Genomic DNA, 23,471 nt, shown 5'->3' with positions numbered 1-23,471 from the left:
GCGGTCACCCTTACCAAGACGGTGCCGGTGTGCTTGACGGATGCGGTATCGCTGGCAGCGAGCACGGGCTCGCGCTAAGAACAGCATCGCCCCACCTGCTCGCAGATATCGCCGCCTCGCCCTGCAGGTCGACAACTCTTGGCGATTGCTTGTCCGCCGCGCAGCTAGCCGCGGCAACGCGTCAAGCTCCGGCTGCCGCTCCGCCAGGAAGGGTGTGAACGGGGCGCGCAACGCCGCCTCGACGGCGGGCCTAATCCGACGAGACGCTGTGGTCACACAATCGGATAGCCAAGCTCCAAAGCCATGCTTGGCGGCTGCGCGACGCGGGGCCGATATGAACGAGTTCGACATAGTCGCCGGGCCGGTCGAAGACCCGCATCGATCTCGGGGCGCTCGATGGCGGTGGAGCGCAGAGCTGGGCCTGGCGAACAGTGCGGCGGACCCGGATCGCGACGACTCCGCGGCTCATGGCCGGCTTCATGCAGGCACATCCCCTATGGCTCACCATCTTCTTCGGCCCTTCCGGACAGCTTCCTGCGGCTGCCACCGCGACCGGAGGGGTCAAGACCGCTCCTCCCCTCCTTTTGCGCCTTCATGTCAGGTCGGCATTCCAGTCGTCTAATTCCGGGCGCAGCCGCTCGGCGCTGCATCCGACCGCCTCGGCGAGCGCTAGAACCCTGCCGGCATAGACCTCGCCCTGGGCATTGTTGTCGGTGGCGGCGACGAGTTTGACACCTGCCCTAACAGCAAGCGCGTGGATCGCTGCGTGCGTGCCCGGCGACCAGCCACCGGCCGTGCTGAGGTACAGGGTGTCGGGACGAAGCTGTTCCAGCGCAGCGAGACTTAGGGCGTCGATAGCCGCCTCGGTGACGCAGAGGCGGGACGCCTCCGGGCGGCCGAAGCGGAACAGTACCTTGGCCCCGGCGGTGGCAAAGCCGCGCCAGTGCGGTCCCCGTTCTTCCCAGCCGGTGACGGAGCCGTCTGCATCAGTGTGCGCCGCCCACATGCTGCCATGCGGCCCCTCGCGCAGGAGACCGGCGATGATCGCGCCGCGCAGAATCGGCTCGGGGAGATGGCGACGGTCTCGCAGGTAGCGCCAAGTCGCCGATCCGAGCCATGGCTTGCGCCGGGCCTGCCAGCGATCCGCTATCGACGGTTCGGGCTGCCGCTGACGGAAGCTGCGCTGCCACACCGGTGTGGTAGCCGCGACACCAACGAGGTCCGCGACTTCGTTGATCGCCTTGACGAAGGGGATGCCCTCGAGATGCTCAAGCAGGCCGAAGACATCTCCCTTGGCATCCGAGAGCGGGTCGAACCAGCCCTTGCCCTCGTGGATCACAATGATTATCGATGCGTCGCGGCGATATTTCATCGCCTTGCGCGTGCTTTCCTTGAGATCGAGGGCGAAGCCCGCGTGTTCAAGCACGGCGGCGCAGGGCACCTTGTCCTTCAGCTCTTCAAGCTTTACTTTTTCCATCTTCGCTCGCGCACCTTGTCGCGCTCCCTGTTTCGAGTCCGCCCAATATTCTCTGGACAGGGACCGGAGGCCGCGAAGAGCAAGGCAGGCAAGGGCGCGGGCGTGATGCGCATTTGTGCCGGGTTTGCGAGGCAGACGAGACCGCGGCGCCGCTTCCCTTGCCGGGCGCAGCACGCAAGCGGCAGCGATGACCAATGATTTCGGCAGCACTCCTGGTCAGCAACCGCTGCACACTGACTGGCGATGTCTGTTTTCGCCGCAGTGCGATCCGTGGCTCCTGAGCGGCCACCTTGGCGTAGCGCGGCAACCCGGCCCTATCCTCGCGCTACCGGGTGCTGGCGCGCAGCGCTACCCTGTAGACGCGCCCCATTAGGGCCGACGCGGCTGCCCGGCATATTCTTGATTCCTAATGGAACAAAGAGCGCCAAGTCAGATTTGAAAAGGTCCGCTGGCTTTGGAGCCGCGGGTGGCTGCCCTCCGCCAGGGCCGGCCGGCCTGCGCCGTCAGGCGCAGGCCACACGACGACAGGATTACACCCATGAAACGTCTCCCCCTTTTTCTGCTCAGTTTCGGCGCCATGATGATCCCCACAACACTGCTGGGTGCGGCACAATGGGAGGGCTTTGGCATCAAGCATCTCGGATTCGTATTCGACGTTCCCCCGGGGTTTGTACTTGCCCAACGCACCGATCAAGGGGCAGCCTTCGAAGGCCGACACAAAGCATTTCTTGCCGTCTGGGGGGCGCAACTCGGCAAGGCAAGCTTTCGCACCGAGATCGAGCATCGCATTGCCGTGAACGAGAACGACGGATGGAAGGTGACCTATAAGCGAGTGACGCCGCAATGGGCCAGCTATTCAGGAGTGAAGGAGGGTCAGATCCTTTATGTCCGGGCTATCGCGATTTGCGGGAACAGAGCTGCATTGTTTACCGTCAACTATGCTCGCACCGAGAAGGTTCCTTATGATCCGCTTATCATTCGCATGGTCAAATCACTGAAGGTCCAGGGCTGCTGAGGGCCGGTTACATTGGCGCGCCAGCCGAATTGGGTTTAGGACACAGGCGGCTCGCTTCTGTGTTGAACCATGCAGAACGTCAGCGACCTGGTTGTTCCGTCGCAATGCGCAGCACTGACGCCTCGGCCGCTGCTCAAGCTCAAGCGGATCGGCTACGCGCTGCCAGCGGGGTCCAGCGAGGTCGATCACCTCGGGCTCGCCAGCGGCCACCGGATGCAAGGGCAGCCGTAGGAGCGTCAGCCCTTGCGGCGCCGCAGGCGCGACGCGGGACCGACTGCAACGACGAGACCGGTTAAAAGGGTAGCCTAAGGAGCGTCAGCAGGGCGCCGCCGCAGGCGGGACGCGGGACAGACTACCCCCGGCGAAGAGTGCCGTTTCGATTGCTGGAACGAACGCTAAGCTGCGCGTTGGTCAGACATCCAGCCGCTGGGTGCAGCTTCTATGGCTCGGCCCGGCTAGGCTCCTAGGCAGAGGCGCGCGCTGAGACGACCCCGAGAAGCTCTTGAAGCTCCCCCTTGGGCAGTGGCCTTGACAGTAGAAAGCCTTGGAGCTGGTCACAGCCGAGCTTGCGCAGGTAATCGCATTGGCTTTCGGTCTCGACCCCTTCGGCAGTGGTGCTAAGTCCCGTCGCACGAGCCAGGGTGATAATCGCCTGAACGATGGCCTCGTCGCCATTGGAGCGGCCAAAGCCCTGCACGAAGCTGCGATCGATCTTGATCCTGTCCACTTCCAGCGTCTGCAGTCTTCCCAAGGAGGAGAATCCGGTGCCGAAATCGTCGAGTGCAAAGCGCACCCCGATGCTGCGCAGAGCCTCGATGTTGTTTCGGCATTCGCTCCGGCGCTCCGACAGAGCGCTTTCGGTAACTTCGATTTCGAGCCGCCGCGGGTCCATGTGCGTCTCCAACAAGATACTGGTCACCCGCATGGCGAAACTGGGATTGTTCAGCTGCAGGGCCGACACATTCACCGCCACGGTCTCGATGGGCCAGTCCGCCGCGTCAAGGCACGCCTGCCTGAGAACCAGTTCGCCAAGCTTTTCAATCAGACCTGTTTCCTCCGATAGCGGTATGAACAAATCCGGTGCAACCCAGCCCCGCTCCGGATCAGACCAGCGGGCCAGCGCTTCGACACCCGTCATCCGGTTTGTGTCAGCGTCGTATAGCGGCTGATAGTGGACCTGGATTCGACCGGTTGCATTCAGCGCGTTGCGCAGGTCCTGTTCCATGCCTTTGCGCATCGCCAGCGTCAGATCCATCTCATGCCCAAAGAAGGCGTAGCTGCTCCGGCCGCCCGCTTTGGCATGGTAGAGCGCCACGTCGGCTTTCCGCACCAACTCGACCGTGTCCACCCCGTCCTTGGGTGCAACCGCTACCCCGACACTTACGCCGACAAAGACTTGCACCCCGGCGACCTCGAAGGGCCGACGGGCAGACTCGATCAAATGCTCGCATAGCGCCTTGACGTCATTCTCGCCGCCAACCGAGCGTCGGATGATGATGAATTCATCGCCACCGAGACGCGCCACGGTGTCGGCTTCAGTCGTGAGCCGTCTTAGCCGGTCCGCGAACTCCCTGAGCAGCTCGTCACCCGCCGGATGGCCAAAACTGTCATTAACCTGCTTGAAGCGGTCGAGGTCGAGGTAAAGAATCGCGAGCTGCTCGTCCGTCGACGGCAGGCGCGCCAGCGCATCTGCCAGACGCTCGTTGAACTGACCGCGATTGGGCAGAGCGGTAAGCAGATCGTTATGAGCGAGGTGGTAGATCCGATCCTCGGTTTCGATCAGCTTTAGTGTCCGCCTGCGAAAGCCGACGAGGGCCATGATGACGCCCGCCAGCACCAGGCCGAACAGAGGGACGAGAACGGGCACGAGTTGAAAGAGGACAAATGCTCCGGGCCGGTATGGCCGCCAAACGAAGAAGCCGATAGGTCCAGATCGGTCGACAACGGGATACGAAGCCTCGCCGGAAGCAAGGTTACTGTCCCAGGAGAATCGGGCGCCATCGAGCAGATAGTCCTGCCGCAAGGCGGTGAGGAAACTGCCGTCGAGATAGCGAACCGCCACATGCAGGAATTCCTGGCCTGGCACCTGCGCGATGTGGCCACTGTCGGAAACCACGGGTTTGATGCTGACGACCGCGGGATGGCCGGCGACAACGGCCAGATCGGAGGCGCCTATGGTGAGCACCTGTTCCGTCACACCTTCGGTATCGCCTCGCTTCAACCTTGCCCTCAAAGTCTGGACCAGGGGCGTGGTGGTCGCGCGTATGGCGCGGTAGCTGCCCGGGTCAGCCGTCGACCCATCGGTGAACGCGTAGACCGGCGCATCATTGGCATCGAGAATATAAGCCTGGTCGTGACCGAAATAGGTGTGCATCCAGCTGCCGAGGTTGGTATCGAGCCATTTCGCATCGCCGCTGCGCAGTGCGTTGACCGCGTCGTCCCAAACCGTGACGCTCTCCTGGTCGTGCGCTACTGCGCTCTCCAGCTTTGACGTGATCAGTCCAACCAGACTTTTCTGCCGCGCCGCGGCAACGCGGTCAGTCTGGATCGTGGACCAAAGCAATAGACCTGCCGCGGCTGCTGCAATGAGCAGTGTCAGCCCAATGACGGGCAAAGCCGTTCGCATCAGGAAGAGACGACGGGTCGGTTCGGCAAAATGTCGCAGCAGTTTCATGAGATCGCTATAAGCGATGAACACTTCTGGACCGTTAAAAGGCCCTGCGCGACAAGGGCCCGCGCGTGCCCTGCCCGGCAGGCTTGTCCGGGGTCGCTGTATCGCCGCGGAGCCGACGCGTCAGGCCGGCGACGCCTAGGATGAAAACCGGCGAGAGCTGGACGATGCGGCGGCAGCCACGGGCAGGCATCTGAGACCACAATGTCAACAGCTTTTCAGATCGACCGATCCGCGTCTCGGTTCGTCGATCGGGACAAGCGCCTGGTGAAACTGCGGGGCTAGGTTAGACGCCCAACCTGTCTCTCAGCGGACGCATCGCCACCGCGGGTATATGCAATTTCGCTAAAATTATCGGAACTGATCGCCGTCCCACGTTTTGACTCCCGATTCCAGGAGTTCGCGTGCGCATGAGCAAGACCGAATACCGGCTGCCGTTCATCGAGTTCCAATCGCCAACGCTGGTCGAGAAAGCTCCTGACGGCGGCAACTGGCTTCACGAGATCAAGTATGACGGATACCGGACCCAACTCATTGTGGAGGGCGGAACAGCGCGAGCCTTCACGCGCCGGGGTTACGATTGGTCACATCGGTATAAGAGAATCGTTGAGGCCGCGGCGAGCTTGCCGGCAAAGTCCGCGATCATTGATGGCGAGGCTGTTGTTCTGGGCGAGACAGGCCTTCCGGACTACCAAGCGTTGGAACGGGAGCTGGGCAATCCGCGTTCGCCGAGGCTCATCTTCTATGCGTTCGACCTGCTTCACCTCAACGGCAGCGATCTTCGGCAGCAACCGCTTTTGGAACGCAAGGCTGCCTTGGAGAAGCTGCTCATGAATTCAGCGGCGACGCTGACCTATGCAGAACATCTCGAGGTGAGCGGCATGGAGATGTTCGCCCACGCCTGCCGCATGGGCTTGGAAGGCATAGTGTCAAAGCGCGCCGATTCCCCCTATCGCTCCGGCGTCCAGACAAGCTGGGTCAAGGTCAAATGCATCAAGAGCGACACCTTTCCTGTGGTGGCTTTCGTCGAGAAGCTTGGCGCTCGGCCGCGCCGGATCGCCTCGCTGTACATCGGCAGGCGCGAAGGCGACCGGCTGCTTTATGCCGGCAAAGCCCAGAGTGGCTTCAGCTTGAGCATCGCGCGACAGGTCCGGGAGCGACTGGACCCGCTGATTGTCGACAACTCGCCATTGTCGGAGCCGATCGACAAGCCGAAGGCCACCTGGGTTAGGCCGGAGGTTCTGGCCGAGGTGCAGTTCAGCAGCGCCACCGACCGTGGCATCTTGCGCGAAGCGGTATTCAAGGGCCTTCGTGAAGATCTCGTCACGATCCCCGCAAAGCCGCCCGCCGCATCGAAGCGGCGGAACAGGGCCGAGGGACACGCAGTGCCCCGTGAGAACGTTCTTCAGCTGCTGCCGGACGCGATCTCGCCTTCCAAGGAAGCCCTTATGCGCTACTGGGGACAGGTTGCCGAGCAGGCGCTGATCCATCTCTGCCACCGACCACTGAAGCTGGTCCGCCACGCGAGCGGGACCACTTTCTATCACAAGGGTCCCTTGCCCGATATTCCGCGCGCCGTGCATCAGCTGCGCGTCCAGAAGCGCGAGGGTGGGGAGGGCGTGCGGGTGTGGGTGGATGATCTCGCCGGTTTGCTCGGGCTGGTCGAGATGGATGCTGTCGAACTTCATCCGTGGAACGCCACCATAGATGACATCGAGCGGGCCGACCGCGTCGTGCTGGACCTCGACCCCGGCGAGGGCGTCGAGTGGGAGCAGGTGATTGAAGCGGCGCTGGCGCTTCGCGATATCCTGGAGGCTTCAGGTCTGAAGAGTTGGCCCAAGGTCACCGGTGGCAAGGGCATCCATTTGATGGCCCCTCTTGAGACAAAGATGACCCACGACAACGCCCGGCAACTCGCCAAATCGCTTGCCCGGTGCCTCGCTGACGCTCATCCCGACCGCTACCTCCTGTCTGCAGCCCCGGCGGCGAGAACGGGACGTATTTTCATCGATTATCTTCGCAACGGGAGAGGCAACACGGCCGTGGGCGCGTTCTCTCCACGAGCACGCCTCGGATTTCCCATCGCACACCCTGTGACATGGGGCCAGGTTGAACGGGGGGTGCGTCCAGACGCCTTCACCATGGATCACCCGTTCAAGGCAGTCGTCAGGAAAGCAGCCTGAGGTGAAGCCAGTGCGGCATGCTGTGGCAGTGCTGTCCGATTTTGCTGCCCTGGCCGCCTCGATTCCGGCGCGGTAAGGAATCGTGCCGCTTCGGTCACGCATGAGGTCGCACGGGTGCCGAGCACTGCCGGAGCGGCCTCTACGCGGCAATTATCATTGACCGGTCCGCACGGCTGCAAGGCTGGTGCAAGCGATGCCCTGCCAGAGCGGTCGGCGATAACCCCCCAAGTGCATTGGCCCGATGGTTCCCGCAGCCGCGCTCGGCTGGAAACGAACAACCATCTTCCTTGTCTGCGGGAGAACTGGATACTAACATTTGTTATGGGGATTATGCGGGAAAAATGGCAACCAAGACTGTGCAGAACTCGATTAACCAATCCCTGCCTGCCTGATACGGATGCCTTCGGAAAAACCCGTCGTCCTCATCCTGGAAGATGAGGCCCTTATCGCTTTGGATCTCGAGTCCGCGCTGAATGACGGTGGCTTCAGCGCGGTTGTGCTGCGTCATGCGCAGAAGGTGAAACTTTTTTGGCGGCAGCCAGACCAGACGCCGCCGTGCTGGATGTCTCGTTGAAGGACGGAGAATGCTCCGCCTTGGCAAAGACGCTCGTTAGCTCGCGGCGTGCCGTTCATTGTCCACACCGGCAGTGACCCCTTGGGCCAGGATGAAGTATTCAGTCGCGGCATTGCGTTCGGCAAGCCATCCAACCCCGATGACATAATCGCGGCCGTGGAAGCTGCCATCGCGGTCAGTTCCAATGACGAGGTCGCGCCCGATGCGCTTGCAGCCAACTTCGGCAAGTCGCCGATTAGGACAGGTTGATTGCGACGTTGCGCAGCAGCGCAACGGATTTTCGCATACCCTCCATAGGGGTCAGCATCATGTCCTCGTGCTCAATTGACAAGACGTCGTCGTAGCCAACCTGCTTGAGCGCGGTACAGAACTGCCGCCACCAGGTCTCACCGTGACCGTATCCGAGTGTGATGTAATTCCAGGCTCGTTCGGCATAGAGGTGTGGTGGGCGCGGGTCCAGTGTGCCGTCCATGGCTGCGACGATGGGCTCGACCCGGATATCCTTGGCGTGGACATAGTAGATGGCCGAGCCGAGCGTGCGAATGCCGGCAATCGGATCCGCCCCCATCCACAGCGGGTGACTGGGATCATAGTTGGCCCCGACCGTCTCTCCGACAGCGTCACGCAGCTTGAACAATGTCTGGACGTTGTACACGGCCTGGTGGCCATGCAGTTCCACGCATAGCTTGTGAATGCCAAGGTTGTTTGAAAAAGCCACGAGGTCGCGCCAGTACGGAATGATGCGCTCCTCCCACTGATAGCGCTGGATCTTGAGGCATTCCGGCGGCCAATCGGTGACGATCCAGTTCGGGTTGGCGTCACCCGGTCCGCCCGGCAGGCCTGACATCATGACGACACGGTCGATCTCCATCAGGCCGGCCAAGCGAATTGTGTCCTGTGTCACTCCATGATGGACCTTCCCCTGCGGGCCTGGGTGCAGCGGATTGCCCGAGCAATTGAGCGCTGCAATCGTCAGCCCGTGATCCCGGATCTTGGCGACGAACTCCTTGCGCGCGGCAGCGCTCGCGAGCATGGCCTGAAGGTCGATGTGGGGCGCCGACGACCAGTTTCCGCACGCGAACTCCAATGTCTGAAGCCCAAGCTCGGCGGAGGCGGCTAACATCTCGTCGAATGAGAGGTCGCCGAGGCTGTCCGTAATCATGCCGATCTTCATCGGAAGCTCCTCATTTTGGTTGATCTAAAACCTGACGGTCTCGAACCTGCCCGACTTGGCGGAGGCAAGCGCTGCCTCGCATAGGATCATCGCTTTGCGGCCGTCGCTTGCCGTGACGTCGGGCCGTCGCCCCGTTTCGACGCAGGTAATGAAATGATCGATCTCGGCCGCGTAGGACTCGGCATAGCGCTCGACGAAGAAGTAATAGGGCTTGTCGTGCGATATCGCCTTCGCGCCTGACATTTCGACCGATGTCGGCACCCTGTTGCCGGCCCGCAGCATCCCGTCGGCGCCATGCACCTCGATGCGCTGGTCGTAGCCGTAGGCGGCCCTGACGCTGTTATTGATGTGACATTGCCGGCCCGACGCCGTGCGCAGCACGAACATCGCGGTATCGTAGTCCCCCAGCTTGGCATATTGCGGCGCGACAAGCGACGACCCGGTCGCGAAGAGCTCGACCGGTTCCTCGCCCAACAGGTTTCGCGCCATGTCGAAGTCGTGAATGGTCATCTCCCGGAAGACCCCCCCTCCTCCCGCCAGCGCTTGCTCGGTTTCCGGCTCCGGATCCCGGCTGGTGATGATGACCTGTTCGACGGCACCGATCTCGCCTTGCGCAAGTCGCGCCTTCAGCGCCCGAAAGCTCGGGTCGAACCGACGGTTGAATCCGATCTGAAAGGGCACAGCTGACTTCTCGACAGCCGCCAGACATTGATCGGTGCGCTGGAGATCGAGATCGATCGGCTTTTCGCAGAAAATCGCCTTGCCCTTGGCGGCCGCGGCCATGGCCAGGTCGGCATGCGTTCTCGTTGCCGAAGCAATGAACACCATGCCGATCGATAGGTCATTCATTACGGTCTGGGTGTCGGCGATTTCGGCCCCTGTCAGGGCCGAAACCTTCGATGCAGCCTCGGGGTTCGGATCGACGATGTAGCGCAGGCGCACGCGCGGGTGGCGCGCGAGGTTGGCCGCATGTACCTGGCCGATAAGGCCCGCTCCGAACAGACAGACATCGATCATCTCTTTGATTTTCCTAAAAGGCAGCATGGTGCCGGGGCGGCCGTTAGCCTGGCCGGGACAGCGACTGATTGACGTGAGCGGCTGCCCAGCCAGGTCGTCATTTCACGGCTCCCATGGTGAGTCCGCGCACCAGATGGCGCTGCACCAGCAGCGCGAAGACGACGATCGGCAACGCGCCGATAACGCCGGCGGCCGACATCGAAGCCCAGTCGGTGTCGATGCGGCCGATCAGCGTGGCGGTGCCGCGTGGCATCGTCATCGCCCGGGGCGTGGCTGTCAGCGCCAGAGCGAAAAGGAATTCGTTGAAGGTGACAAGCACGGCAAAGATAGCGGTCGCCGCGAGGCCGGGAGCTGCCAGCGGCAGCGTGATGCGCCAGAACGCACCGAAGCGGGAATCGCCATCGACCATGGCGGCTTCCTCCAGATCGACGGGGATTTCCCGAAAGAAGCTCTCCATCATCCAGACGCAGAAGGTGATGTTGAAGGCGGTGTAGGTGGCGATCAAACCCAACCAGCTGTCGAGCAGGCCGAGCTTGAGCATCAGCAAATAGACAGGGATCAGGATCACGACCGGCGGCACGATGCGCAGCGTCAGCAGGAACAAGCCGACCTTGCGCTCCATCATGAAAGGCAAGCGAAAGCGGGCGATCGCATAGGCGCCCAGGGCGCCACCGACCAAGGCGATCGTCACGGAGAAGAACGTCACCACCAGCGAGTTGGTCAGATAGGCGCCGAACTGCTTTTCCGTGAACAACCTGATATAATTATCCAGCGTCGGAACATGTGGATAGAGCGTGCCTTCCTGGGTGATTTCGCGATTGGACTTAAGCGATGTCGAGACAAGCCAGTAGACGGGCAGGAGCACGATGGCCAATACGGCGCTCATGAACCCGATCCGCGCCAGACGATTGTTCATGATGCATCGACCCTGCGCAGAAGCCGCACGGCGCTCAAGGCCAGCGCAAGCACGACCAGCCCGATCGTGACGAACAGCGCGGCCGCATAGCCCGTCTGCTGGAATTTGAAGGCGGTGTCGTAGCCATAGATCGAGACGAGCCGCGTCGCCTCGCCCGGTCCGCCCCGGGTGAGCACGAACACCTGGTCGAACGTGCCGAAGGCGTCGATCGTTCGCAGCACGATGGCGATCGCCAGCACGGGCCGCATCATAGGAAAGGTAAGATCGGCAAACACCCGCCAGATGCCGGCGCCGTCGACGCGAGCGGCCTCGAAGGGTTCATGCGGCAGCGACTGCAGGCCGGCCAAAAGGATCAGGAACATCAGTGGCGTCCATTCCCAGACATCGAGCACGACAAGGCCGAGGAAGGCCTTGACGGGGTTTCCGAGAATTTGCACCTGGCCGCCGCCCATCCACTCGGAGACTGCCGTCAGCATGCCCGCGTCGCTGGCATAGATCAGCCGGAAGACGATGGCGACCACGACCGGCGTTATCACCATTGGGATGATCAAGATGGTTCTCAGCAGGCGGATGCCGCGAAATTCGCGCAGGCAAAACAGCGCCAGGGCAAAGCCCAGAATTGCCTCGAAGGTGACCGACAGGGCGACGAATTTAACCGTCACCAACAGCGAATTCAAAAACTGGGGATCGCTCCACAGTTTGATGTAGTTCCCCATGCCGACATCGGCGACTACCGAGCCATAACGATAGGCCTTGGTGCTGGCGCGCAGGCCGTCCCACAAGGGATAGACGAGCACGCCGAGCACGATCAGCAGGCCTGGCGCCAGCATGAGATAAGGGAGGGCGAGGTCGAGCCCCGCCCCCTGCAGACGGTATTTGCGATTCTGCGTCCCGCCGTTTGGCATCAGTAATAGCCGACCGAAGACAGGTAATCCTTGACCTGCTTGGCGGCGGTGTCCAATGCGGCCCCACCACCCGAGCCAGCCTGGAGCGCCTTGTTGAGCTCGATGCCGAGCAGTTCCTCAACCTTGGCCCAATCTGGCGTGCGCGGCCTCGGCAGCGCGCCAGCGTCGAGCTGCTGCAAGGCGACGGGGATCAGCCGGTTGCCGGGCTTGGCGACGCCGAAGGCGCTCCGTTTGACCGGGATGGAGCCTGCTTCCGACAGCTTGGCCTGGACGCCGGCGCTGACATACCATTTCAGGAACTCGACCGAGTTGGCCTTGTTGGGCGCCGATTTCGGAATGCCGGCAATGAAGATACCCATCTGGGCAATCGCCGCAGTCTGCTTCGGCACGACTCCGAAGTCGAGCTTGCCAGCCACCTTTGTCTGCGTCGGATCGTCGGCCTTCAGCGCATTGCCGGAATATTGGATGATAGCACCTGCTTCGCCGCCGAGGATCGCCGCGCCTTCCTGGTCCGAGTCGAACTCGACGACGCCGCTCGGCGCGTTTTGCTTCATGGTGCCGACGAAGAATTCGGCCGAGGCTTTGCCTTCGGCGGAATTGAAGACCGGGTTCCATTTGTCGTCGAAGAAGGAACCACCGAACGACAGGAAGACCGGGTACCAACTGGTCACGATCGGATTACCGGAAACGCCACGGAAGACGACCGGATATTTGATTTTGCCCGCCGCCACGCCTTCCTTGCCCTTTGCGATCACCTCGTCCCAGGTTTTCGGCGCGCCGCCTGTGTAGACATCGTTGCGGTAAGTCAGCGTCTGCAGATCACCGACGAACGGCACGCAGATGAGCGCCGGCGCGGCGGTTTCAAAACCCTTCACGCGCGGGCCTTTCTGAGGCGGCCAGTAGCCCATGTCGATCATCGAGCCGATCCAGTCCTTGTCGCCGCCATCGATGCCGGCCGCTCCAAGATCCTCGAGCACATTGGCGGCGCCGAACTGCGGCACCCATGGATCATCGAGAAGATAGAGGTCGTACTGGCCGGCGCTGTTCTTGGCGTCGGCGAACCACTTCTCCAGCGTTACGCCATATTCATCCTCGAGAAATTCAATGTCGAAGCCGGCATCCTTGGCCAGTGGGATGATCTTCTGTTTGAACGGCGTCAGGCCGCCATCGGCGAAGGCCCCAATGATCACCTTCTTCCCGGCGGCGCTCGCCGGGACAGGCAGGCCCAGTGCGGTAAGGGCCGTCGTGGCAAGTGCAAGGCCAATTCCCCCCTTGAGCACGGTACGGCGAGTAAGTCTGCTAATGCTGGACTGCGTCATTTCACTCTCCATCACTGTTGACCCTGTGGACGGCCGTCAGGCCGGCGGAATTGAAGAAGCATGCATTCGACACATCGAAAGTGAGCCCGATGTTGGCGCCCACCGCCCCCCGGAAGTCGCGGCCGGCACGAACCGAGACATTGCCGCTGGCGATGCGGACATTGACCAAGGTCTCGTTGCCCATCGGTTCGACGACATAGATCTCGCCGGGCAACGTGGCCCGCGTGCCGGGTGCTGCAACACTCATGTCTTCGGGCCGCAGCCCGATCTCGACCGCGCGGGCAGCGCGGCATGTCGCCAGCCGGGGCGCCTGTATCGGAACCATTGCTCCGCCGACTGCGATGCATTGTTCAGCAAGCGCGACCGGCAGAATGTTCATCGGCGGGTTGCCGACGAAGGTGGCAACGAAACGGTTGGCCGGGCGGTCGTAGATATCGGCCGGCGGCGCCATCTGCTGCAGTTCACCGGCGTGCATGACCGCGACGAGGTCGGCCATGGTCAAGGCCTCGACCTGATCGTGCGTGACGTAGAGGGTCGTTGCGCCAAGCCGCTGGCAAAGCCGCTTGATCTCGCCGCGCATGGTCAGGCGCAGGCGTGCGTCAAGGTTCGACAGCGGCTCGTCCATCAGGAAAGCGGCCGGATCGCGAACAATGGCGCGCGCAAGCGCCACGCGCTGCCTCTGCCCGCCCGAAAGCTGGCGCGGCCGGCGATCGAGCAGGTGGCCGATCTCGAGGACCGTGGCGACTTCGTCGACCTTGGCGCGGCGCGAGGCATCCGGCATGCCGCGAATCCATAGAGGATAGCCGATGTTCTCAGCGACGGTCATCTGCGGATAGAGCGCATAGCTCTGGAAGACCATGGCGATGTCGCGGTCGCGCGGCTGCAGCCGGGTCACGTCACGCTCACCGATGAAGAGCTTGCCGGCGCTCGGCATGTCGAGACCGGCAAGGATGCGCAACGCCGTCGTCTTGCCGCAACCCGAAGGACCGAGCAGGGCCAGGAACATGTGGTCGGGGACTGCGAGGTCAAGCGAGCGCAAGACGTTCAGCGCGCCGTAGTTCTTGACCACACTTTGGTACAGGACAGAACTCATTGCCGCTACCCAGCGCGCCCTAAGCGTATCAGTTCTCCCGTTCCTTGACCTCGAAACCGGCTCTGAGGGCCAGGTCGTGCAGGTTGCGATAGCCCATCGTCGCATAGGTAAGGGGATGGGCCTTACTCGGATCCTGTTCGGCCTCGACCACCAGCCAGCCGGTATAGCCATTGTCAGCCAGCACCCCTAAAAGCGTCGGATAGTCGATGGACCCATCGCCGGGCACAGTGAAGATGCCTTCCATCACCGCGCCCATGAAACTCATATCCAGGGCGCGAGCGCGCTTCAGCACATCGGGCCGCACATCCTTGCAATGCACGTGAACGACGCGACCGATGTGGCGCCGCAGCAACGTCTCGGGATCGCCGCCGGAAAACAGGCAATGGCCGGTGTCATAGAGGAGGCCAACGGCTTGCCCTGAACCGGCCATCAGCCTGCCGATCTCGTGATCCGTCTCGACGATTGTCCCCATGTGGTGGTGAAAGGCCATGCCAACGCCAAAATCGGCGAACCGTTCAGCCAGTCGCGTTATCTTCTTGCCGTAGGATCTCCACTCGTCGTCGGCGAGCTTGGGACGCTGCGAGATCGGATCGTGAATGGCGCCATGGCGGCCACGCGAGGTATCGGCGTAGACGACGTGCTTGGCGCCGAGGTCGCGCAGCAGCGTCAGATGCGGCAGGATGGCGTCGAATTCCTCCTCGACCTCCTTTTCGCAGATCCGGCCATCGTACCAGCCGGAGACCAGTCTAAGACCATGGGTCGCGAGAGCCACGGCGAGGTCCTTGCTGGCACGCGGGAACTTGCCGCCGAGTTCCGTTCCCGCGTAGCCGGCTTCGGCCGTTTCGGAAAGGCAGACCTCGAGTGGGGTATCCCCGCCCAGCTCGGGCACGTCGTCATTGCTCCAGGTAATCGGATTTATGCCTATGCAGACAGCCATCATCGTTCCTCATCGGACAGGCCGGGCCATTTGCTGGCGGTGCCTCATCAAAACCAACCAGGTCGGTGAAGGCGTCGGCTCGTGGTGTCTGGGCCCGTTGTTCCCTCTTCCTTTCATTTAAGCGCCGATCTGTCTCCATCGCGAGAGCCAGTTCGGTGAGAAGTGAGGGTGCCAGTTTCACTTCGCGCGGCGCTCGTCTAAGCTCGATCCGCTCTCATCCCGCGAGGCTTTTCCAATGCAGCTATCGAGGCGTAAGCGCCAAGGCTTTCCGATGGACGCGCTGATGATCAATCGGACTGTGTATGAACCGATTCATCGCCAGCTCTACCGGCAGATTGCCGCGATGATCCGTGAGCGTCGTCTGGCACCGGGATCGGAATTGCCGTCGACGCGCGCGCTGGCTGAGGATCTGGGCCTCGCCCGCAATACTATCTTGGCTGCGTATGACCAACTGGCGACGGAAGGTTATCTTACGAACCGGCAGGGCGCGCGACCGGTGGTCATCAACCTGCCCGTGAACTCGACCGATCAAGGTGGCAAACCCACTGCCGTGGCGATCCGCCGCCCGCTTTCGAGGCGCGGCGAGAGCCTGATGCAGCAACCCTTCCATCATGGAGCGCCAGGGCGCTTCGCCTTTCATCCGGGCATGCCGGACCCACAAAACTTCCCGTTTGGCGTCTGGGGCAGGCTGCTCGCACGCCGGGCAACGTTTGGCGCCGACATGTTGTTCGGCACCTATCATGTGACCGGCCTGCCGGCGCTCAAGGAGGCAATTGCCGGCTACCTGACCTCGGCCAGAGGGGTGCGATGTTCTCCCGAACAGATCGTCGTAACGACGGGGGCGCAGGCGGCGTTCGATCTGCTGGCGCGTCTGCTGCTCGATCCGGGCGACACAGTCTGGCTGGAGGAACCGGGCTACTACGCGGCCAAGGCAACCTTCACCGTCGCTGGCGCCAACATTGTGCCGCTTGTTGTCGACCGCGATGGATGGCAAATGAGCCAGCCCGAGATTTCACCGCGCCTGATCTATGTGACGCCCGCCTGCCAGCACCCCTTGGGAATCACGATGCGCATGGACCAGCGGCTGCGGCTGTTCGAAATCGCCGAGCGCAACAATTCCTGGATCATTGAAGATGATTTCGACGGTGAGTACAGATTTCAAGGAAGGCCGGTGCCCGCCATACAGAGCATGGATTGCGCGGACCGGGTCATCTATGTCGGTACGTTTGCCAAGTTGCTGTTTCCGGCGCTCAGGCTGGGGTTCATGGTCCTGCCCGCCGCCTTGTGCGAGGGCATTCCGCATGCGCTGAGCACCACTGGGCAGTTCGCGCCCCTCCTGCTGCAGGCAGCACTGGCCGATTTCATCGATGAAGGCCACATGACCCGCCATCTGAAGCGCATGCGGCGCATCTACGCCGAGCGCCGCAAGCTTTTCTACGAATTGTGCCAGACCGAACTGGCCGATCACATGACCCTTTCGGCGGCGGAAGCCGGAATCCAGGTCGTTGCTTCGCTTCACGGAAGTTGCGACGATCGGGCGGTCGTGCAATGCGCCGACAAACTCGGTGTCAACGCATCGCCGCTTTCGAAATATTACTGGTCATCCTCCGGGAATGGCCTCGTGCTTGGCTATGCCGCCTGCAACAAGGCCGACAGCGAAGCGGGAATCCGACGTCTGCGCCAGGCCATCGAGCAGGTACGGACTTTGTCATAACCCGTCGGCCTGCCAGGAAGCGGGATCCGGCATCACCTCGAAATCCTTCGCCATGGCTTGCCGAACACCTGGCTGCTGACCTCACCTGGCGGGGACGGGCGCTGAACGGTCTCGGGCCGGCGTCCGACGTCGGAGTTGTCCCGATTCAGTTCGATCTGGCCCCTTGCGCAAATCGTAACATCGCATTGGCCCAGGACCTGATTGGCTCACAATGGCCAAGCAAATCCCCACCAGATATCCAGTCAACCGCCTCGCATGTGCCCCTCCTGTATAGGCATAGCGGTGTCTCTGTTCATCCGCCACAGATGCGTGGCGCATTAACATACCATCGAGCGAGCCTACCGCGCCTTCTCAATAATTGCCGTTGTAGTACCGGTCATCGCACGGCGCGGTGTAAATTCGGCCGTAGCGGTCCTGGTACCGGCAGAGCTGATCCTCACGACGCTGCGGGGTGGTGGCGGAGCCGACCACTGCTCCTAGCAACGCGCCGCCGGCCGCGCCGATCACGGTGCTCTTCGTGTTGCCGCCAATAGCCTGGCCGACCAGGGCGCCGCCGGCGCCGCCGAGCAGAGCGCCCGTAGTTGCCCGCTGCTGGCCTTCCGTCTGCGTTTCGCAGCCTGCCAGAGCTGCCGTCATCAGGACAGCCAAAACCGCTTTGTTGAGTCTCATCTGAGGAACCTCCTTGAGGCCGCGAGGGCCGATCGCGCCAAGTGCTGCGGCATTGCGGCGGAACGGCGGCGGGCTGTCTCACGAAGTGAGACATGGTTTCTCGCTGGTTGAACGTTGATCTAAAACGGGCCCTAATCAGCCAGATTGTTAGGCACGACGTTCCCGTGGCGGCGCTGATAGTTTCCCTGATTGGCGCCGGTCCGGCCATTTTCCCAGCAGCGGCGTTGCATCGCTCTCAATCACCGACGTGCCAATTATTGGGATGAGCGACGGCTCTTCAGCCTTTTTCCTATCTCCAGTTTTCAGCGCTGCGATTTCTTCATCGCGCCTCGTGATGCGGCTTTCCAAGTTCGCGATGCGCTCGGTCAGAAAGTAGCGGCCGGCGACGAATCCTCCGCTCCCGAACAGCACTGAAAAGGTGGCAAACGCTATGGCGTTGCCGATGACCAATGCGGCATTCGTTTGGAAGAAGGCGATCAGGTCGTGCATGTTGAACATCCTGTGGGGTTCCGGAGGGTGGAGTTCCGGTCCGAACGACCACGTCTTTCGAACTAGCCTCGCCGCCGCCGTTTTTGGCGCCCGGCACAAGCCTCTCCTGCTCATCTGCTTCCAGCAATAAGGAATATATTCCTGTCTCGTCAAGGCCCATCCTGACTTTTTGTTCCTATTTCGTTCACTGCTGGCCCAATTGCGACAGGAAGGCGAACGATGAGGCTTCAGCTGGAGATCGAAGGAGGTTCCTCAACAGTGGAGCCGCGCGCCATCGAGGCCGCTAAGCTATGTTTGCGGCGGCGCGCATCTCCTCCGAGCAATGGGATGTCCGCGGTTCAAAACTGGGGCGATGCGTGCTGTCACGACGATCAAGCTCCCGTGCAGGACGAGGATATGGATGATGCCAAAAAGGCGGCGATCGAGTTGTTGGATTGATGTCCGACTGCGATCCGCCTTCTCAGAAAGAGCCGAAACTCATCGTTGTCGTGGCATTCGACCGCGGACTGGATGAGAACTGTTCACGGTTACGGCCCGACTGATCAGCGAAGCGAGGAGCGGGTGATTAGGATCGCCAAGGCGCTCGCCTCGAAGCATGTCGGCGTGATTGCCTGAAGCCGAGATGCGGACCCTGCATTGGGCGACTACGGCCACAACCCTCTTCGTCATCGCCGATGTCAGACATGGAATAAGCGCCAGTCACGAGCTTTTGCGCCGCACAGCCCACGGAGAGAGGCCGGCCGAACAAGACGGCGATTGAAATTGTCGCCTTCCGGGCGGAGTTGGCCACCGGCTCGCCTTTTGATCCGGACGCGCTCTTCCGCACGGCAGGAACCCGTCCCATGAAAATGTCGCTCGGGGCGCGTATGACTGGAGCCGGACGAATGTCTGTCGTGTGCCGCGGCAGACCCGGTTCCGTAGGTGGCCTGCGAGGTTCTACGGCAACAGAGCAGATCGGCTACGCACGTTACGCAGCATCCCTACCCGATTTTCGGCCCTTGGATTTGGTGCCGCCCTTAATGCCTTCCTTGGCAAGGCTCTTGCGAAGCACCGAGGCCAAGTCGATGACGTTTTCTTTTGGCGCCGGCGCCGGCTCGGGCGGTGCTTTGCCCTTGCGCTTGGCGTCGATCATGGCAATCAACGCATCCTCGTATGTATCTTCGAACTTTGACGGATCGAACTTGGTGACTTTCTTGTCGATCAGCAGCCCGGCTATCTCAAGAAGGTCTTCATCGTATTTGGGGCTTTCCAGGCCATTGAACACCGTCTTTTCCGACGTCATCTCGTTGTGAGTGCGCAGCTCGGTCAGCAGCATCCCCTTCTGGAAGGGTTGGATCAGCACCTCGCGCCCGCGCTGGTAGAGCACCACGCAAGAGCGCGCGGCCACGCGCTTGTTCGCCATCGCGTCACGAAGAACCGAAAAGGCTTCGAGCGAGGCGCCGTCCGCCGGGATCAGATAATAGGGCTTTTCCAGATATCGAGTGTCAACCTCCTCAATTGCGACAAATGAATCCACCTCAAGTGTGTGGGCCGATGTCAGCTTGAGTTTCTTGATCTCATCCGGCTCGACCTTGATGAAATGGTCCTTGTCCACCTCGTATCCCTTAACCTGGTCCTCGCCCTCGACGATATCGCCGGTTTCTTCGTCGACATACGCGCTTTTGACGGGCAGCCCATCTTTCCGGTTCAGTATCTTGAAATGGATCTTGGAGGCCTCGCTGGTTGCACCGACGATCTTCACGCCGCACGAAACCGACCCGACCTTCAGAAAGCCTTTCCAAACCGCGCGGGGTGCCGCCATGACATCGCTCCTTGTCTGCCGTCAGTAAGAACACACGAAGCCGCCACCCGTTCCGTCGGCGCACCCGGGCTCCGCTACTCGGTTGCCGCCATCGGGCTGGTTTGAGGACAGCGGTGACACCCCGGGGAATGCTGTGGAGCGGTAGCCGACCTCGTTCGCGCATGCGCGGTCACCACCGGCGTCTGCCGGTGACGGGCGCACCGTGCTGCCTCATTTGACTCAGTTCGAGCCAAAGCGTAAGCCGGCTTTCCCGCCCACGTCCAGAGCGCATCTACTAACCTTAAGGTTTGAAAAATGGACGACAAATACGCCAATGCGCGTGAGCATTTTTTCGCGGCAGTTCGCACGCTAGCCGCCTCTTCCGATCCCATCCAAACACGATTGATCGACGCAAACCTGAATGTTTTGCATGTCACGCTCGATGAATTCGCGGGCGACCGCGCGCTCAAGTTCAAGTTCGCCAGGATTTTGGACCTTCTTGCCGCCGACCAGGACGACATTGAAACGGTCGCCATCGAGACGACCGCCCATATGACGGACTTTGAAGCCGTCAAGGTGGCGGACCTGATCTGCGATTTCTACTATGAACTGACATAGGCACCGACACCGAGTACCCCGGTGCGCTCGAGGTGCGGCAAGCCCAGGCCCCGCGGCTCGTCGGCTGGAACCGACCCGCTATGTTCCCAGTCGTGTCTCTTGCAGCTTGCGAACAGCCGCCGCCTACACAGATCCGCTTCCAACCCTCTCAACGGCGGTGGCGGGAGACGTGAATTATAGCCGAAACGAATTCCTCCTGCTTGCGTTCTTGCCTCTCCGGTCGGCGGCCAGGTGGCAAAATGGCAGGGTCAGAAGTTCAGTGCCGGCAATGCTGCCCTCACGGCGTTCACCAAAGCCAGTGCAACGGCTCCACGATGATGTACCCACAGTATTGCGGAAGTGGCTTCAGGGCGTGGTCCCTATCCGAAGAGATCGGTAGATCGCGGTGAGCGAGTGCCAAGTCGTGTGCGGCCCGATTTTTCGTAGGCGCTAACATTGGTGATTCCGCTGGAGCAGCTTTCCGTGCTTGTCGCAAACAGAAAGAGGCCGCCGTAGCGGAGCCTCAAAATGATGGACCACATAAGCCGGGTCGGAGGAAGTTTCGAGGCCGCAATGATCTTGATCATGGCCGTAGCAGCGATCGGTATCGTTTTGGTCGTCACCACCGAAATTTTGTGAGTTCTCAGAGCTCACGGCGCTGGGCAGCGTTCGCTGATAACCCGCTCGTCGAATTGCGTTCCCAAACTGGTGGCTCGCAGACCTGATCTTGTCAGCGCCGAACTGGCAAAATGTCGAAACCTGGCAGCTACGCCTCGCCGTATCACTCCCGCGGACGCGCCGGCGTGATCGCCCTCCATGGGATTCTCCGGCGCCATTGAACCGCACTGGGCTAACGCCAGGAACAATCAACCGACCTTCTTGTTTGACGGCCATCGCGGTTAACCATCTGGCGCTGCCGCGGAACAAATCCATAGGTGGTCGAGGCCTGGAGACGGTCACCGAGCGGGGCGAAACTTCTGATCACTCGGGTTTCGTATTCGGTAGCGGGAAACAAGATGCTGGACAAGACCTGGCGAATTACGAAATCGAGTGTGGCCGGCTTTATCGGTGACAGCTCTTTCAGTCATGGCGCCGCAATGGCGTTTTTCGCGGTGACCTCTCTGGGTCCAATTCTGTTGTTGGTCGTGGCCGTAGCAGGCCTGGTATTTGGACAGAGCGCGGCGCGCAATGCCGTCGCGGGACAATTGACGGGCCTGATGGGCCCTAAAAGCGCCGATGTGATACAAAGCGCACTGCAAAGTGCATCCAACCCATCGTCTGGTGCCATCGCTACCATTGTAGGCCTGGTGACGTTGTTGTTGACAGCATCGGGCGTGTTCGGTGAGATGCAGACGGCCTTGAATGAGATCTGGAAAGCCAAACCCCAGGGAGGCTCGGTCTCTCGCTTGCTCCGTGCGCGCACGGCCAGCTTGGGACTGGTGATCGCCCTCGGTTTCCTGCTGATCGTTTCGCTTGCTGTGAGCGCCGCCATCACTGCGCTAGGCGACACGATCAATCGGCTTTTGCCGTTCGGATCCGTCTTGATCGAAGGGCTGAATGTCTTGATCTCCTACCTGCTGATAGCAGTGCTCTTCGCCACCATCTATAAAGTCCTGCCGGACCGACATCTGGAATGGCGCGACGTGTGGTTCGGTGCGTTTGTGACGGCCGCGCTTTTCACGGTTGGCAAGAGCCTGATCGGGCTGTACCTGGGTAGCAGCGCCATGGGGTCTTCATTCGGAGCCGCCAGCGCGTTGATCATTGTGCTGCTCTGGATCTACTACTCCTCGCTGATTTTTCTTCTCGGTGCCGAATTCACTCACGCCTACTCTTTGGAACACGGAAGCCGGCTTGGGTGAGGCCTCAACGGGTTGAGTGACGGCCGCAGAGCGACCCGACACGAGGCGAAGATCGCAAAAGTGCGGGATTGTCGTTCCTGGTGCGAGCACGGAGTCCAGGCTATGAACTATCGACGTGACCACGCGCGCGACCTGGAAGCACGCCCGTTTCGGACCCGCCGCCAATGCCGATGTATCCCGCTTGTTAATACCGACACCGATTCAAGGCAACGAAGGATGGCGCGGCGAGGCCGTCCTCCGCAAATCCGAACTGGAACCTAAACGCACAGGGCTGGTTTGATGGCGAGAAAGGAGACCTCCATGATACGCTTGCTCGTTCAATTCGGTGCTCTATGTCTGGCCTACAAATTCGGCAAACAAATAGGCCGTGAGCAGGCCCGTCTTTCACCATCAGTGCAACCGCGACGCCGCTCCTTCTCCGAGGCGGGTAGCGCACAGACTGGTGAGCCCTACGAACAAAGTTAGCCTTGCAGACTGCGGCCACCTCAGGCCACTGATGGGCAAGCGACATGGAGCGTCACGCTGGACGAAAAATTACCGCGGTGTGGCGCTCCAGCAGATCCACCCGGCGCGGCTCATCGTGCGGGCACTCTGCAGCTTGCGGGCGTCAGCGCGACGATGGCCGACGGTGTCTTCTAAACCTGGTGATCGCAGAGTGTCGGACAGTGATTATGCCCCCACAGTCAATCCGCACCGTCAACTTGTCGGCTCCGTGGTCGACGCGGATGATATCCCCCACGAGAACGATCTCATCTCCAGCGTGGGTTTTGGGTGGCGGATCAACCGAGTAGGGCTGCCCATACGACGGAATGCTTATCTGGGCGCGTCCGCTAGGCAGTATCGAGGTGACGGTGCCCGTCAATGCGACCTCGTCACCGATCTCAAATTCCAGGGGCACGCTATAATGTAGCATAAGCCTCCTCCGGCGTTTCAAGACACAATGCTGGCAAACTGACTTGGTTGCGTGAAATCGCAAGTCTCTCCCTCCTCGCTCGGTGAGGCCGAGCACCCGAGCCCATCAGCCACAAGCCGCGCGGTCGGGAACTCCAACGCCGTTGACCAAGATTCACAACACGATCCAG

The 23,471-nt window shown here is 61.3% G+C and carries 20 protein-coding genes; 8 read left to right on the top strand and 12 right to left on the bottom strand.

Going from position 1 to position 23,471, the window contains the following annotated elements; genetic code table 11:
• Positions 1-592: 592 nt before the first annotated feature.
• Complete coding sequence (locus FJ543_RS23205) at positions 593-1,477, bottom strand: DUF3991 and toprim domain-containing protein (RefSeq protein WP_140877464.1); 885 nt, start codon at positions 1,475-1,477, stop codon at positions 593-595.
• A 538-nt stretch (positions 1,478-2,015) separates the two neighbouring features.
• Between FJ543_RS23205 and FJ543_RS23200 the strand changes: the two genes are divergently transcribed.
• Positions 2,016-2,492, top strand: coding sequence for a hypothetical protein (locus tag FJ543_RS23200; RefSeq protein WP_140877462.1), 477 nt, complete (start codon positions 2,016-2,018; stop codon positions 2,490-2,492).
• A 69-nt stretch (positions 2,493-2,561) separates the two neighbouring features.
• The gene (locus FJ543_RS31560; protein WP_181174058.1) at positions 2,562-2,723 is read left to right on the top strand and encodes a hypothetical protein; all 162 of its coding nucleotides are present in this window, start codon (positions 2,562-2,564) and stop codon (positions 2,721-2,723) included.
• Positions 2,724-2,955: 232 nt separating this feature from the next.
• Here the strand turns inward: FJ543_RS31560 and FJ543_RS23195 are convergent, their stop codons facing one another.
• Entirely contained in the window at positions 2,956-5,166 is a 2,211-nt protein-coding gene (locus tag FJ543_RS23195) for an EAL domain-containing protein (RefSeq protein ID WP_140877460.1), read from the bottom strand.
• Between the two features lie 407 nt (positions 5,167-5,573).
• Between FJ543_RS23195 and ligD the strand changes: the two genes are divergently transcribed.
• Positions 5,574-7,346, top strand: coding sequence for a DNA ligase D (ligD, locus tag FJ543_RS23190; protein WP_140877458.1), 1,773 nt, complete (start codon positions 5,574-5,576; stop codon positions 7,344-7,346).
• A 655-nt stretch (positions 7,347-8,001) separates the two neighbouring features.
• Positions 8,002-8,169, top strand: a complete 168-nt coding sequence (locus FJ543_RS31555) for a hypothetical protein (RefSeq protein ID WP_181174057.1) — start codon at positions 8,002-8,004, stop codon at positions 8,167-8,169.
• On the opposite strand, the gene FJ543_RS23185 is transcribed toward FJ543_RS31555, so the two are convergent.
• The 7 genes from FJ543_RS23185 to iolE form a co-directional block, all read right to left on the bottom strand.
• A complete protein-coding gene (locus FJ543_RS23185) occupies positions 8,156-9,094 on the bottom strand; it encodes a sugar phosphate isomerase/epimerase (protein ID WP_140877457.1) in 939 nt (312 codons plus the stop codon). The genes FJ543_RS31555 and FJ543_RS23185 overlap by 14 nt on opposite strands.
• 24 nt (positions 9,095-9,118) lie before the next feature.
• The gene (iolG, locus tag FJ543_RS23180) at positions 9,119-10,111 is read right to left on the bottom strand and encodes an inositol 2-dehydrogenase (protein ID WP_140877455.1); all 993 of its coding nucleotides are present in this window, start codon (positions 10,109-10,111) and stop codon (positions 9,119-9,121) included.
• 97 nt (positions 10,112-10,208) lie between these two features.
• On the bottom strand, positions 10,209-10,997 hold the full coding sequence (locus FJ543_RS23175; RefSeq protein ID WP_181174056.1) for a carbohydrate ABC transporter permease: 789 nt from the start codon (positions 10,995-10,997) through the stop codon (positions 10,209-10,211).
• A gap of 26 nt (positions 10,998-11,023) precedes the next feature.
• A complete protein-coding gene (locus FJ543_RS23170; RefSeq protein WP_140877451.1) occupies positions 11,024-11,932 on the bottom strand; it encodes a sugar ABC transporter permease in 909 nt (302 codons plus the stop codon).
• Positions 11,932-13,251: an extracellular solute-binding protein gene (locus tag FJ543_RS23165; protein ID WP_015316702.1), complete on the bottom strand. Its 1,320-nt coding sequence runs from the start codon at positions 13,249-13,251 to the stop codon at positions 11,932-11,934. Before FJ543_RS23165 ends, FJ543_RS23170 begins: the two co-directional genes overlap by 1 nt.
• Before the next feature lies 1 nt (position 13,252).
• A complete protein-coding gene (locus FJ543_RS23160) occupies positions 13,253-14,344 on the bottom strand; it encodes an ABC transporter ATP-binding protein (protein WP_140877449.1) in 1,092 nt (363 codons plus the stop codon).
• Between the two features lie 28 nt (positions 14,345-14,372).
• Entirely contained in the window at positions 14,373-15,281 is a 909-nt protein-coding gene (gene iolE, locus FJ543_RS23155; RefSeq protein ID WP_140877448.1) for a myo-inosose-2 dehydratase, read from the bottom strand.
• A 271-nt stretch (positions 15,282-15,552) separates the two neighbouring features.
• Between iolE and FJ543_RS23150 the strand changes: the two genes are divergently transcribed.
• Positions 15,553-16,995, top strand: coding sequence for a PLP-dependent aminotransferase family protein (locus FJ543_RS23150; RefSeq protein WP_224682175.1), 1,443 nt, complete (start codon positions 15,553-15,555; stop codon positions 16,993-16,995).
• Between the two features lie 351 nt (positions 16,996-17,346).
• On the opposite strand, the gene FJ543_RS23145 is transcribed toward FJ543_RS23150, so the two are convergent.
• Positions 17,347-17,664, bottom strand: coding sequence for a YMGG-like glycine zipper-containing protein (locus FJ543_RS23145; protein WP_015316698.1), 318 nt, complete (start codon positions 17,662-17,664; stop codon positions 17,347-17,349).
• 147 nt (positions 17,665-17,811) lie between these two features.
• Positions 17,812-18,153, bottom strand: coding sequence for a hypothetical protein (locus FJ543_RS23140; RefSeq protein WP_140877444.1), 342 nt, complete (start codon positions 18,151-18,153; stop codon positions 17,812-17,814).
• 219 nt (positions 18,154-18,372) lie between these two features.
• Between FJ543_RS23140 and FJ543_RS23135 the strand changes: the two genes are divergently transcribed.
• On the top strand, positions 18,373-18,591 hold the full coding sequence (locus tag FJ543_RS23135) for a hypothetical protein (RefSeq protein ID WP_140877442.1): 219 nt from the start codon (positions 18,373-18,375) through the stop codon (positions 18,589-18,591).
• Between the two features lie 529 nt (positions 18,592-19,120).
• Here the strand turns inward: FJ543_RS23135 and FJ543_RS23125 are convergent.
• Positions 19,121-19,954, bottom strand: coding sequence for a Ku protein (locus tag FJ543_RS23125; protein WP_140877440.1), 834 nt, complete (start codon positions 19,952-19,954; stop codon positions 19,121-19,123).
• Positions 19,955-20,248: 294 nt separating this feature from the next.
• Here FJ543_RS23125 and FJ543_RS23120 point away from each other — a divergent pair, with 294 nt between their 5' ends.
• Together FJ543_RS23120 and FJ543_RS23115 are read left to right on the top strand one after the other, a co-directional pair.
• On the top strand, positions 20,249-20,551 hold the full coding sequence (locus FJ543_RS23120; RefSeq protein ID WP_140877438.1) for a hypothetical protein: 303 nt from the start codon (positions 20,249-20,251) through the stop codon (positions 20,549-20,551).
• A gap of 995 nt (positions 20,552-21,546) precedes the next feature.
• Positions 21,547-22,389, top strand: coding sequence for a YihY/virulence factor BrkB family protein (locus FJ543_RS23115; RefSeq protein ID WP_140877421.1), 843 nt, complete (start codon positions 21,547-21,549; stop codon positions 22,387-22,389).
• The last annotated feature ends 1,082 nt before the right edge of the window (positions 22,390-23,471 follow it).

The sequence above is a fragment of the Mesorhizobium sp. B2-5-7 genome, from assembly GCF_006440875.1.
Classification (GTDB): domain Bacteria; phylum Pseudomonadota; class Alphaproteobacteria; order Rhizobiales; family Rhizobiaceae; genus Mesorhizobium; species Mesorhizobium australicum.
Note: the sequence above shows the minus strand (reverse complement) of the source record. Positions and strands in the feature narration are given on the sequence as shown.

Excerpts from the sequence above, each read along its gene's own strand:
- FJ543_RS23200 (WP_140877462.1), top strand. The coding sequence starts at position 2,016 with ATGAAACGTCTCCCCCTTTTTCTGCTCAGTTTCGGCGCCATGATGATC.
- ligD (WP_140877458.1), top strand. The coding sequence starts at position 5,574 with ATGAGCAAGACCGAATACCGGCTGCCGTTCATCGAGTTCCAATCGCCA.
- FJ543_RS31560 (WP_181174058.1), top strand. The coding sequence starts at position 2,562 with ATGCAGAACGTCAGCGACCTGGTTGTTCCGTCGCAATGCGCAGCACTG.
- iolE (WP_140877448.1), bottom strand. The coding sequence starts at position 15,281 with ATGGCTGTCTGCATAGGCATAAATCCGATTACCTGGAGCAATGACGAC.
- iolG (WP_140877455.1), bottom strand. The coding sequence starts at position 10,111 with ATGATCGATGTCTGTCTGTTCGGAGCGGGCCTTATCGGCCAGGTACAT.
- FJ543_RS23160 (WP_140877449.1), bottom strand. The coding sequence starts at position 14,344 with ATGAGTTCTGTCCTGTACCAAAGTGTGGTCAAGAACTACGGCGCGCTG.
- FJ543_RS23135 (WP_140877442.1), top strand. The coding sequence starts at position 18,373 with ATGAGGCTTCAGCTGGAGATCGAAGGAGGTTCCTCAACAGTGGAGCCG.
- FJ543_RS23150 (WP_224682175.1), top strand. The coding sequence starts at position 15,553 with ATGGACGCGCTGATGATCAATCGGACTGTGTATGAACCGATTCATCGC.
- FJ543_RS23115 (WP_140877421.1), top strand. The coding sequence starts at position 21,547 with ATGCTGGACAAGACCTGGCGAATTACGAAATCGAGTGTGGCCGGCTTT.
- FJ543_RS23145 (WP_015316698.1), bottom strand. The coding sequence starts at position 17,664 with ATGAGACTCAACAAAGCGGTTTTGGCTGTCCTGATGACGGCAGCTCTG.
- FJ543_RS23165 (WP_015316702.1), bottom strand. The coding sequence starts at position 13,251 with ATGACGCAGTCCAGCATTAGCAGACTTACTCGCCGTACCGTGCTCAAG.
- FJ543_RS23140 (WP_140877444.1), bottom strand. The coding sequence starts at position 18,153 with ATGCACGACCTGATCGCCTTCTTCCAAACGAATGCCGCATTGGTCATC.
- FJ543_RS23125 (WP_140877440.1), bottom strand. The coding sequence starts at position 19,954 with ATGGCGGCACCCCGCGCGGTTTGGAAAGGCTTTCTGAAGGTCGGGTCG.
- FJ543_RS23120 (WP_140877438.1), top strand. The coding sequence starts at position 20,249 with ATGGACGACAAATACGCCAATGCGCGTGAGCATTTTTTCGCGGCAGTT.
- FJ543_RS23185 (WP_140877457.1), bottom strand. The coding sequence starts at position 9,094 with ATGAAGATCGGCATGATTACGGACAGCCTCGGCGACCTCTCATTCGAC.
- FJ543_RS23170 (WP_140877451.1), bottom strand. The coding sequence starts at position 11,932 with ATGCCAAACGGCGGGACGCAGAATCGCAAATACCGTCTGCAGGGGGCG.
- FJ543_RS23175 (WP_181174056.1), bottom strand. The coding sequence starts at position 10,997 with ATGAGCGCCGTATTGGCCATCGTGCTCCTGCCCGTCTACTGGCTTGTC.
- FJ543_RS23195 (WP_140877460.1), bottom strand. The coding sequence starts at position 5,166 with ATGAAACTGCTGCGACATTTTGCCGAACCGACCCGTCGTCTCTTCCTG.
- FJ543_RS23205 (WP_140877464.1), bottom strand. The coding sequence starts at position 1,477 with ATGGAAAAAGTAAAGCTTGAAGAGCTGAAGGACAAGGTGCCCTGCGCC.